The organism is Pseudoalteromonas sp. NZS127_1 (assembly GCF_015864295.1).
GTDB classification, from domain to species: Bacteria; Pseudomonadota; Gammaproteobacteria; order Enterobacterales; family Alteromonadaceae; genus Pseudoalteromonas; species Pseudoalteromonas arctica.
In genome coordinates this window covers 38676-51331 of record NZ_JADYXO010000009.1, presented here as the reverse complement: position 1 = coordinate 51331, position 12656 = coordinate 38676, and the positions used below count along the sequence as shown (strand labels likewise).

At 37.6% G+C, this 12656-nt stretch carries 7 protein-coding genes; 1 reads left to right on the top strand and 6 read right to left on the bottom strand.

Translation table 11 applies throughout. The features are described 5' to 3' along the window. Nucleotides 1-127: 127 nt before the first annotated feature. Genes I6F50_RS10115 through bcsR form a run of 6 tightly spaced genes read right to left on the bottom strand, consistent with a single transcriptional unit; the run spans nt 128 to nt 10902 of the window. Complete coding sequence (locus I6F50_RS10115; RefSeq protein WP_197176166.1) at nt 128-3946, bottom strand: cellulose synthase subunit BcsC-related outer membrane protein; 3819 nt, start codon at nt 3944-3946, stop codon at nt 128-130. Then, on the bottom strand, nt 3937-5067 hold the full coding sequence (gene bcsZ / locus I6F50_RS10110; RefSeq protein WP_197176165.1) for a cellulose synthase complex periplasmic endoglucanase BcsZ: 1131 nt from the start codon (nt 5065-5067) through the stop codon (nt 3937-3939). Before bcsZ ends, I6F50_RS10115 begins: the two co-directional genes overlap by 10 nt. Beyond that, the gene (gene bcsB / locus I6F50_RS10105) at nt 5067-7313 is read right to left on the bottom strand and encodes a cellulose biosynthesis cyclic di-GMP-binding regulatory protein BcsB (protein ID WP_197176163.1); all 2247 of its coding nucleotides are present in this window, start codon (nt 7311-7313) and stop codon (nt 5067-5069) included. The genes bcsZ and bcsB overlap by 1 nt, the downstream gene beginning before the upstream one ends. Then, nucleotides 7306-9975: a UDP-forming cellulose synthase catalytic subunit gene (gene bcsA / locus I6F50_RS10100; RefSeq protein WP_197176161.1), complete on the bottom strand. Its 2670-nt coding sequence runs from the start codon at nt 9973-9975 to the stop codon at nt 7306-7308. Before bcsA ends, bcsB begins: the two co-directional genes overlap by 8 nt. 1 nt (nt 9976) lies before the next feature. Beyond that, on the bottom strand, nt 9977-10693 hold the full coding sequence (bcsQ, locus tag I6F50_RS10095) for a cellulose biosynthesis protein BcsQ (protein WP_197176159.1): 717 nt from the start codon (nt 10691-10693) through the stop codon (nt 9977-9979). A gap of 20 nt (nt 10694-10713) precedes the next feature. Further along, on the bottom strand, nt 10714-10902 hold the full coding sequence (gene bcsR / locus I6F50_RS10090) for a BcsR/BcsP family cellulose biosynthesis protein (protein ID WP_007581346.1): 189 nt from the start codon (nt 10900-10902) through the stop codon (nt 10714-10716). Nucleotides 10903-11016: 114 nt separating this feature from the next. On the opposite strand from bcsR, the gene bcsE reads away from it, so the two are divergent. Continuing rightward, nucleotides 11017-12639, top strand: coding sequence for a cellulose biosynthesis protein BcsE (gene bcsE / locus I6F50_RS10085; RefSeq protein ID WP_197176150.1), 1623 nt, complete (start codon nt 11017-11019; stop codon nt 12637-12639). The last annotated feature ends 17 nt before the right edge of the window (nt 12640-12656 follow it).

Genomic DNA, 12656 nt, shown 5'->3' with positions numbered 1-12656 from the left:
TGATTTGCTATATGGCAGTAACACCACAAGGTAAGAGACACACCCTTATCCTAGTTACAATTGCGCTCAAGTATACATATACCTTAGTGCTAGGGGAAGTGTTCGCGGTGTATCACCTTATGCCAAGTTAAAACTCAGCATAAGGAACAATAGGGGTGCCTGGAAACTCAAGTGTTCCGTACACAGGATTAAAGTAGTAACGTATATAAAGCTGACCAAAATTTGGTTCGTAAAAGTCAGAACGATCGATGGCTAAGTAACCACCAAAGAACCAATTCGGCGTTATTCTATACTCAAAACTACCTTCAAGATTATATGAAACACCAGAACTTGTTTCACCTTCAAATACAGGATCAACACCTGTTATTGACTCTCTATCATATGCAGCTATTTGCAAATCGCCATCATTAGGGAAAAAGTCAATAGACTGAGTTTTTGTTTGCGAATAAGAAACACCGGTTTTTAATCGATAAACAAAATCATCGCCCCAACGCGCGTCATAAGTGAGTGGCACAGATAAGCCTACATAGTTTTGTGGACTGTAATAACCACCATGGCCCCATGTTTCTTCACTTAAATTATACTTGTATGCCCAATGTAATAAGCTAGCGCCTGCGGTGAATTCACGCTCTTGATTGCTAATTACACGGTAATAAGTACCGCCCATCATTCGATAGCGTTGGTTGTCTTTTACATTTTGGCCTTTATATAGGGTAAAGTCGGCGCTTGACCAAAAACCCCATTTGCCGCCTAAGTCATGCGATACATTAGCAGTTAGGCCTGTAGAGCGAACACCACCCCAAACTTCACCTGTATTTACATCTTTAAGACCTGCATAAGAAAGTACTGAGCTTGTAACTGGGCGTTTTTCGAGCTCTAGGCTGTATCCAAAATCGCCAAAACTGTCTGCGTAATTTACACCCCATACAATGTCTTCAATTAAAAAGCCAAGTGGAGTCGTTCCTACATCAATACGCCAGTTTTCATTTTGCCAACCAATACCTACATCTACACCACTTTCTTGTGGTGTTACTTCATCAATTGAACAGGTAAAAATACACAGTGCACCTTGTCCATAGCGGCTGCCAGCAAATTGCTCATCGAAGCGCGTTGTTTGTGCGCTAATAGTTGTAGGGTCTACTTTAATAAACCCTTGGCCTTGCCAAAGTGGAAAATAAGCTTCAATCGGGACTAAGCCCGCACCAAGTGTTGCTTCGCTTTCAGTGCTTGTTTGTCCGCTAAAGTTAACACCAATGGCAATGTAGGCTTGGTTTTTGTTTTGCTCGTTTATTAGCTCTCGTTTAGCACCGTTTACATACCATTCATCGTTTTCATCTATTTTTGAAAGCGCCCCGTAAAGCTCTTTTTCATTTAATGTACGATTAGGAAATAGGGTTTGCGCGTACCAAGATTGTGCTTGTTCGGTTTCGTTAAATTTGCTGGCTACTTGAGCGCCTAAATAACGTAGCTCTTGATCGTTGGGTGACTTTTCAACTAGTTGCTTAGCTAAGTAAAGTGCATCCCCTGAGTAATTAAACTCATTAAGAGATGACATGATTTGGCGTTGTAAATAACCTTCTTGCGACGTGGTTTGCGTTATCGCTTTTTGCGTTACTTCTTTTGCTTGAAAGTCGTCCCCAAGTTCTAGATATGTATTAGCAATAGCGAGTAGTGCTTGAGGCTCTATGGTTTGTTTATTTTGTACTTTTTGTTGATACAAAATAACAGCCGCTTCGCGCTGTTCAAGTACTAAGTTTGCATTAATAAGGGCAGTAGTTGTTGCAGGAGAATTTTTATATTTTTGATCAAGCTGGTTAAGCTTAGCAATTAAATCACTACCATTGTAATACTGAGTAATATAGCTATTTTGTAGCTGTACATATTGAGTTGTTTCGTTTTCAGTGGCGCTCTCTGGTAGAACGTACTTTTCAAACCATTGCTTCGTTTTACTCTCATCGCCCTGATCTAAAAGCCATTCACCATAAAGTGTATGCCAATAAGCAGAAAGCGAAGGCTCAGCTTTCAGTGCTTTGTTTATAAGTTTTATAGCGTGCTTTTTTTCGTCGATTCTATACCAGCTTCGTGATAACTCAGCCTGCATAGCAGGTGTTAAGCTCTGTGCTTCTAAGTTACTTAAATGATAAATCGCAGTGGCTTTATCTTTAGCGTCAAGGTGGCGCTCACTTTGTGTTAAAGACTCATTAAGTTGCAGCTGTTGTTCAAGCGCAATAATATCTTTATCTCTGGATTTAAATGGAATGTACTGCAAGGTTTTAATAGCACCTTGATAGTCATCAAGGGAGCGTAAAAAAAGCGCGTGGCTGTAACGAATCTGAGGATTTAGCGGAAACTGCCACAGCACATTATTAAATAAAGCGCGGGCCTCTTCTGTCAGCCCCTTTTGTTGGTATATAAAGGCTAAATCGTAGTATAACCAAGGCTGTTCTGGCGCTATTTCAATAGCGTCTTTTAATACTTTTTCGGCTTGCTCTAAATCTCCCGACTGTGCAAACGTATTTGCCTTTGCGCGGTACTGACTGCTTAAAGAGACAGAATATGAATCTTTAACTAGTTTCTTTTGATTAAACGATAAGCTGTTATAAAAAGAGGTTAAGGCTTGTTCATTTTGCTCTAATTCAGCTATTTCAAGCAGGCCAATTAAAGCGGTGTTATTAAGTGGATCACTTTTTAAAACAATTTGATAAGTAAGAGCTGCTTGTGAATATTGTCCTTGAGCAAATTGTAATAAACCTCTGTTATATACTACGGTATTAGTTTCTTGTTCTAAGGTGGCTGCTAAATCAAGCTTAAGCTTAGCCGTTTTAAACTCTTTATTATTAATGGCATTTTTAGCTTCGCGTATATAAAGCCAAAGCTTAGCTGTTTTTGCAAGCTCCTGTAGTGTTTCACGCTCGGCGAACTCAGTTGTAAACTTTTGCGCACGAGTAAAATATTGATACGACTTTTGGTTTTCACCAAGGCGTAAATAGAGTGTGCCAAGGCTTCGCATTATAGCGCCGTCTTGCGGTCGGCCTCTTAAAGCTTTTAAAAGTAAAGGCTCTGCGGCAGCAAGTTTATTTTTCTCAAGTAATTTATCGCCTCTTACCCAAAGTTGATAGGCGGGGTCGGCAAGAAGTGTTTGACGTTTTTTATAATCTTTTAGAAAATCTTGATATTGTAATTCGCCTTTGCTACTAAAAGGATAAAGCGTGAAATAACGCTGATACTGCTTAACAGTATCATCCGTTAAGGGCATTTCTAGCAAAGCGCTAAGCCAAATATATTCTACTTCATTAATAAAAGTAGGGCCTGCGCCATATTTACTTAAAATATCAATCGCTTTTTTATCTGTAAGATTACGCCTAAGTAGGTGGCGTGCATAAGCGACTTCTACCTGCGCAATACTTGGATAGTTTTGAGCTAATTTATCATAGCCTTTTTTAACACTTTCCCATTGGTCGCTGTCTTGTCCGTACCAGCTTAAATGCTCCAGTTCGTAATCTAATGTAGGGTAAACGTTTTTAAAAATTTGATTATAGATTTCGCGAGCTTGTTCATAACGACCGGCACGAGCGAGTAATCTAGCTTGTTGAATTGAAGATTTGTCTTTGCCTTCAGTACGAGAAAGTACTTTTAGCTTTTCAACGCACGGAGCCCGCTTGGTAAGCCCATTATCTATTTTACTTAATAACTGGTTGGCTTTCGCCGATTCGCCATTAGCAAAATCATAACGTGCTACCGCACACTGTGTTTCTATACGTGCAGGAGCAATCGCAACTAACTTTCGTAAGCTATCTTCAACTAGTTTATTATTTTGCTGTGCTTCACCAATACCTATTTGGCTTAGTAACCAATCAACAGATTGTGTATCAATATCGTTGACTGTGTTAGCGCTTAATCCAGAACTAAGCGCTAATGTGCAAGCTAGGGCAAACCTTAACGGCATTCAGTGCTCCATACTGGTTGTAGCGTCCCATCTGCTGTAATTGAAAAACGCTTATTTAAAGCACTTGCACCAAACAAGTTAAGTACGCTGTCGTAGTAACGAGTCTGGGTAAATGATTTATCAACCATTAGCTTTTGCTGAATTGCCATTACTGTAGAGTTATCGTTATTAGTCGCTAGTAAAGGTAATAGAGCTGAGTTAAAGCCTAGCGGGCCTCTTTTTTCAGATTTTCCTGATTTAGCAAAAGTATTTAAAGGCACGTAACCACGTTTATTAATTGTTTCTATAAAAGGATTAAATTGCGCTAATAGCTCTTTTTTATAAGGTGCGTTGTCTGCCATCATACTTGCCCATAAATATACTCTAATAGCGTTGTAACTGCCCAAGTCGCTCGTTTTTTTATCGTAGTAAAAACCGTTATTTGCATCATACATTACCCAGTCAGGGCTAACACCTTGCTTTGCTGTATCTAAAATTAACTTTGCTGACCCTTCGTGCAATTGATGCCAAGGCGAGTGTGGATAAAGCTTTTTAAACTGCTGATAAATAAATAACGGTGAGTAACTCGGGTTTAATTTAAAACGTTCATTATCAAATTCAAAACCGGTAGGAGCGGGTAGCAATGATAAACCTAGACCCGAAATATAGGCGGTTTCTTCACGCATGATTCGCTGTGCAAGTACGGCTGCTAATATGCTGTAACGACGGTCATCCCAAAGAATAGCGGCTTGCGATAAGCTGTACGCTATCCATAGGTCAGAATCAGACGCTGGATTTGAATCTAAAATCCCGCCAACATTTTGATTATTAACACCCCATTGCCATGCCGGTAAACGAGTGCTTAAATCACCTTCTGATAAATGTTCTTGCGTCCAATCCAGGACTAGGTCAAACATTGCTTTATCGTTTGCTACAACAGCAAAAAATAAGGCATAAGATTGGCCTTCAGAGGTTGTGACTTTTTGCTCACTACCTAAATCAATTACGCGGCCATCTTGACTTATAAAACTATTTTTAAACGTTTTCCACGCATCCCATGGCTGACACTGCTCTACTTGTGCACTGACATTAAAGGTGAACAATGCAATCACGGTAAAAAATACATTAATGAGTGACTTCATTACTTATCTCCTTCAGCTAAGCGCTTGTGTGTTAATGCTTGCAGTAATCGCCATATTATAAATGAGATCAGCAATAGTGTTAAAATAGACAATAGTGCCAATACAAATGGGTGATCCGATAAATGGAACCAAATTAGGGTATGCACAGGAATGTGACCAACAAAATATTGCTCATCAGTTTTTATTGTTTTAATGCCTTGAGAATTTATGACCGCAGCACTGCCTTTAATTTGCGCAAGAGCTTCTGAACTCATTAACGCATCATCTAGTAGAGTAAAGGCTTTTTGTGATGTTGCACTAAGCGATACAATTGAGCGTTCTGAATCAAACGGTGATTGAAACCCTGTAATAACTGCCATATCACCGCTACTTTTTATACTCACTTCTACTTTATCTGTTGTTTGCTCATCGTATGCACCATTGTATATAGCTTGTTTTATAGCGCGCTGATTGTTATCAAGCAAAATATTAGTTTGTGCGTCTTCATCTAAGTTATTGGTAATGCTATTAGGTTTTGCGATAACTAAAATGTCTTTATCATCTAAGTTGGCATCTTCATTTAAATGAGCAACGCTTATTCTGTGGGCTGGATAACCAGTAATTGCACCAAAGTGACCGGTTAAGTTAAGCAGTACAGAAAGCGCTTTAGGTGATGGGACTTCATCTATTAATACTAAAGTTTGTTGTAAATCTGCATATTTTGTAAATGGGAATCCGCTATTTGCAAATACATTTAAATCAGGCAAAGCCATGTAATGGTCAAACCCACTTACATCAATGTTAGAGTTTCCATCAATTACACCGTACTCGCCACCAGGTGGAGCAACGGCACATTCGCCTTTTTTAAGCACTGCAAATCTAAAGTCAAAATTTAGTTCATTGCGGTTGGCAAGGTTAATACCCTCTAATGAAAAATCTTCTGCGCTTTGTGTTGTGTCTGTATTAGCGATTAAAGGCAACAATGTTTTAGCGGTCGTTAAAGATGTATCTTTTTTATCAAGTAAATAACCAGTTATGAACTCTTGATTTATTAACATGTTCAAACGTGAATTTAAGGTTTCGCTATCTGGCGTATTACGGTATTGCAGAGTTATTGGAATCCCTTTTTCACGCCAAGTAAATAAGTCAGGCGCAAAACGAACGTTTAGTTTTATAGGCCCGTTGTTAAGACCTTCAGCTTGTAACTGAGTTGGGTAGTCAATAAGTTCGTCGAAGTGCACAGGGCGATCGCTTCTGAGCCATCGCGGGGCATCGTAAGCTTTACGCAGTGGGAGTTTGTTAATTGCCTCGATGCTTGCACTTCGGCCAGTCATAATTTTATGACCAAATACAAGACCCGTTACGGCTGTTTTTAAGTCTTTTTCATCACGGCCTAGAATTAACAGCATTTTATTGTATCTGTGAATAGGGCTTGAGATTAGCTCAACAGTTGGCTTTTCAACATCTGGATAATCTTTTAAAAAATCAGGCTTTGAGTCATTAGTAATAAACACCACGCTATGCTGCTCAGGTGCTTTATTTACGACTACTGGAAAGTTAGCTCCACGCCAGTCAGCTTGTGCGCCAAACCAACTTGATAAAGTGGCTGCGGCTTCTATTGCTTGTGTATTGGGCGTGTTTGCAAATACAAAAGGTAGGTTTAATTTGTTGTAATCTTTAGCATCAAAAAATGGTTCTGGTAAATACTCAAGGCGGCTATCAATTGCTAACTGTTTTTGATCAAGGGTGATGTTGCTTGATTTATTTATTTCAGTCCAAATTGAACGGCTAAAATAATCTTGGCATTGTAAGTCGTAGTAACCAACTAACTCAAAGCGAATTTGGTTGTAGTCTTGAATGTATTTAGCATTTAGATCTAGGTTATGACTTACTGTGTTTTTTACAACACTTAGTTTTTCATTAATAGGTAAAACAGTGACTAAGTTATCGTTAAAGTAAACTTTTAAATGCGATACATTAGCTAGTAATGAAGGCGAGTTGGTATACGAAAAGTTAAGCTTTAAGTTAGTGCTTAATTTATCAATCCTATTTGTGAAATCAACCCTGGAATTGTTATTAACGCCGTCGAGTTTATAGTCGTTGAATCCTAACTTTTCAAAGCTAAGGCGTAAACTAGATATTTGAGCGCTCTCAGGGTAGCCATTTACAAACATAGTTTTGTCGTGCATAGGCTCGATAGCGAGCACTTGATATGCGCTACTAATAAGCAACAATGTTAGAAATGTATTAAGTAACTTTTTAATCATAATTATTATGCACTATCGGTTTTTTTGGAGTAAATGAATTTATGTAAATGACGGTATTAGTCATAAACTTAATTATTGGTTGTAACGCTCTTGGAGCATGAAATAGTAAATTACTAAAGCCCCGTAAACTTGTTTTTTGCACTTCTTTAAAGCTATACGATGGACGGTCATGTCTAAAGTTATTTTGCCAATCTAGCCATGCATCTGCTCTTGAAAAAGTACATTGTATAAAAGCTCTTTGCTTTTCTAGCGATAAATCTTTAAGTGTAAGACCAATTTGTTTTTTACGGGTGTTACATACATAAGTTGTAAACGAAAATTGCTTGTTACCGCGACTCATTAATAATTCAATTTTATCGTTAACGCGGCATAAATGTGCGTGTTCAGTCTCTATACCTACACCGTTATCTGAATAATCCGTTATTTTTACTTTTAAAGTATGACCATTTGCTAAACGAACGCCGGCAGGGAAGTTTGCTTTAATACGATGCGAGTGCCTAACTTGGCGTGCTTCGGCAGCAACCGCAACCGCAGCGCCTAAAATAATAATATTATAAAAAGCCCAACCCATACTTATTATCAGTACGCCAATCTGGCTTGAGTCACCTAAAAACAGACGTAATATACCCACTATTATGCCCAGTAAATTAATAAGTAAGAGAATTAAATACGGTTTAGAAATACCCCAGTCGTAATGCTCTTCATCATTTAAACCGCCTTTTTCGGTTACGTTAAATTTACCCTTATTAGGATTAAATAAAGCAACGGTTGTTGGTTTTAATATGTACCAAGCAAGTACTGATTCATATACCTCACCCCAGAAGGAGTAACGGTATTTACCTTGAATGCGTGAGTTAGTTGCTTTTATTTGAATTAGTGTCGGTACCACATAGATAAAAATAGCGATAAAAGGGGCATAAATTATGTAGGCATTAAAATATATCAACGCTAAAGGAGCGGTTAAAAATACAATACGAGGAATACCCGATAGGAAATGCAGCATTGCATTTATATAACATAATCGTTGAGGAATACTTAAACCTTTACCCATTAACGGGTTATCAAGTCTAAATATTTGCGCCATACCACGCGCCCAGCGGATACGTTGACCTATATGCGCTGATAAACTGTCGGTAGCAAGGCCTGCGGCTTGTGGAATGTTTATATAAGCTGTTTTATAACCAGCGCGTTGCATACGAAGAGCCGTATGTGCATCCTCAGTTACTGTTTCAAACGCAAAGCCGCCAATATCATCAAGTGCTGCTCGTTTTAATACGGCGCAAGAACCACAAAAGAAGGTTGCATCCCACATGTCGTTACCGTCTTGAATAAGTCCATAAAACAGCATGTTTTCGTTAGGAATTTGGCTGTGGTTATTAAGGTTTCGCTCAAATGGATCGGCTGAGAAAAAGTGATGTGGTGTTTGCACTAAACACACTTTACTGTCTTTTAAAAACTGCCCCATTGTCATTTGTAAAAATGAGCGAGCAGGAACGTGGTCACAGTCAAAAATTGCGATATATTCGCCATCGGTATAGCGCATAGCGCTATTCATATTACCGGCTTTAGCATGATTGTTATCCGAACGCGCTAAATAACCCACTCCAATTTCGGCTGCAAAATCTTTAAACTCTGAGCGCTTACCATCATCTAATATGTAAACATTTAGTTTATCGGCTGGCCAATCGATACTTAAAGCCGCGAGCGTAGTGGGCCTTACAACGCTTAACGGCTCGTTATAAGTTGGAATATATACATCAACTGTTGGCCACAAGTCAGTGTCTTTAGGCAAAGGAACTGGTTTTCGTTCAAGTGGATTAATTGTTTGAAAAAAACCTAAAATAAGCACAAGCCAGGCATACGTTTCAGCAAGCAATAAGCCCCCACCTAGCGCAAGTGCAAGCGGGTCATCCCAGTTTAAAGTTTCAGTGTAACGCCACCATAAATAACGAGAAGACGTAGTTACTGACAAGGTGATCATGACAATGGTTGCCATTTGGCCTTTTACTCGCTTAAGTGCATACGCAACTAATAAAATAAAACTTATAAAAACGGCTTGAGCTTCCAAGCTAAAAGGAATTGTAATGAATATTGCTAATAAAAATAAAATAAACGCGAGGATTACGTATTTAACTAATTTATTTTGCCATACACGTGCATCAGCCATCGCTTTAAAAGCACTCTTTTTAGGACCTTTTTTGTTTTTTGATAGTAGGCGCTTTAATAGTTTACCTAACTTTAAATCAAACCAACGTAATTGCCTTAAAAGGTAACTAACGCCATCATAAAAATAATTAACCGCATCTTCTTTTACAAAACTCGGTTTAAGCTGGTTTTTAAAAAATACTAAAAAAATACTTTGGATAACAAAGCGTAATATATTTGAGTAAATATAGGTTCGGTAAGGCAACCTTAAATGAGGGTAGTAGTCATAAAGGGTAAACTCAAAGCTGATTTTATGCTGTTTAATGTTTATAAATAGCGAGCTTAAAAGTGTAATAAAAGGCATTAAGAAAGCTTCAATTACATTTACTTTATGTTGATTAAAGTAGCTGTGAAACTTAAATAATATGTACCGAACTAACTTATCAGTAAATAAAATGCTCAGCAGCAAGTATAAAGTACAGTGGATAGGGCGCTGATAAAATAATGTAATACTCATTTTATAAGGCTACTTTACTAACTAGCCAACCAGCTAGCGTTTCAAAGTCATCATTTGCGACACTATATGGCGCGCAGTTAAGCGCTACATTTCTGTATGCGGTTGACTCTTTAATAACTTCGTCACTGTTAATAAAAAAAGGAGCCATAAGCGGAAGCGTTGATTGCCATAGAGAAAACAAGTCAAATTCTAGCGTAGATGCAGAGTTATATCGGTTAACTAAAAAGTAATGCTTCCAGTCGGTATCTGAATTTTTGAGTGTTTGTAGGCGCCTATAAATTAAGCTGTGACAAATAGCATCACAATTTACCAGTTCAATAACAATATCGTCTTTCTCTAATGGGTAGTGAGAAAGGTTAATATGTGAAGGGCAGTCAAAAAGTATCCAGGCTTCGTTGTTATAATTTAGGTTTTTGCATTTATTGACCATTTTAGTGATGTTATCGGTGCTAGTGTCGTCGTTATCGCCAAATGGTAAAAATATAATGCCATCGTTATCTTGGTGAAAATGCGTAAGTGCATCTTCAAAGCGCACTTCATTACTCCAGCCTTTGGTGTATTTCCACGGTAAACCAAAATGTAAACCTAAGTCACTTTTTGCATCTAAATCGATAGCAACAACGTCAACGTCAGACTTTTTTAGCACGCATGCAAGATTGGCAACTACAGAAGTACTGCCTAAACCGCCTTTGATACCTTTAATGAAAACTCTTTGCAACGGGGTTACCTATCCTTAGTTTAACTAGTGTATGTGTTTAGTTCGTTGTTTATCTCTTTAAGTAATGCGTACTTATTAATTGTATTATTATTTTGCTGCTTGTTTACTATTTCTATGTAGTCATCACTCTTTCCACCAAAACGCAGTGTAAGGTTTTCTATATCACTCGATGTTAACGTTTGTGAGTTTTTAGATGTTAAGTTGTTCATCTTTACCTTTACAGTTACTTTAATTATTTTGATTAAAAGTGGACAATATTTGGCTATTATATATAGAATAACGGTTAAAACTAGTAAAAAAGTATTTTTTATAAGGCATTTTAAGTGCATAACTTTAACATAACGGGATTAGAGCCTGCTGCAAAAGAGTTAAAATCGGCTTCAAGTTATGCTGTTTTAGCCCCTTTAGACAATTTTGCAATCGAATTAGCGTTACATTCAATTAACCAAAGTTTGGCTAATGATATATATATAGTTTCTCAAGAGGCTGAATCATTTTTTGATTCTTCTTTTTCTGCATCGTTAAATTATGCTTATGAACATAATCGAGTACATCCTTTTTCGTTGGCCCCAGAAACACAACACTATTCAATTGAGCGAATCAATTCAGGTATTATAAAAGAGATAAGTGCTTATAAACGTCTAAACGAAGCGCTCATTTTTGTTCATTTTAATACAACACAGTTAAACAGTGCTGGCGAAAAAAGCTTAAAACTGATGATGAATGAGTACAACGACTTTGTTCGTCGTACCGGAGCTACATTACTATTTTTAATATCTGGGCCTGATATTGCTAACTACCGTTTTTTAGTTAGGCGATTAAATAATGTATTTGATGGACTAGTTTTTGTTGATAACGATGCTGCGGTGCGAGTACTTGAATATGACTATTGGCGTCATAGTACCGGCGTTATTGCTGGTGAACATTATCAGTTATTGTTAAGTAAAAACCAGTTTGTTGTTCAAAAGGGAATAATAAGCGAGAGTAAAACGGCTAAAAGTTCAGATTTTTCTGATGAAGATGATGTATGGCTAGTGCAAGGTGCGGTGCCCGAAGGTACTAAACTACCGATGCACTATAAAAGCGTAAAAGATAATAATGACTTATTTAATAAAGGCCCAAAAGTAGAAGCTGCCACCTTAATTTTTGCAGTAACGCGTTATACCGATTTAGCGTTATTAGGTAAGCAGTGTTTTGAGCTTAGAAAAAACTGTGGACGCTGGTTAAAACTTGTTATTCAAAATGTAGACGGTGTAATTCGTCATCAAGATGAATGCTTATTTTTAACCTTGGGTGTAAACCTTATTTTATATAGTTTTTCAGAGCCATCTCGATTGCTCTCACAAGTTCAATCTATTCAAGGTTTTCAGTTTTCAAGACCTTTACCTCCCTCTGTTGAAGATGTGTTAAAATACACCGAAAATACCTTTTCAAAGGGGTATTTACCTTTCATTGAGTTTACAAAACAAGTAGAAATTCATAGTGACTCAGCCGTTAATCTAGGTGTGAGTGGTGTGCTAGTGAAGCTTGAACTACTGCCAAGAATAGACCCTATTCATCCTTTGCATTTATTTCATATTAAGCGCGAAGGTGATGTATTTAGTATTGCAGATAATACAGTTTATTTATATCTGCATGCTTGTAGAGAGAATGACGTTGATAATGCAATTAAGCATTTGTTTAAATTAAAAACGAGTGATTTTTTTGTGCAGCAAAATGTAATTTCTGATCACTTTTACATTCAACAAGAATGTAAGCAATTAAGGCGTTTTTATAAAGGTAAGAGTGTTGTAGATTTCTCACAAAAACTTGCTGAGAATGATAGCTATAAATTTGCACCTGATATAGCAAACAGCATTACTGAACATATTGAAACGCCAGAATTCTCTAGCAAAAGTCGTCCAGATGCTAAGCCTTTTATAATGAAATTAAGAGATAACTTATGAGTATGAATCAGCTCTTA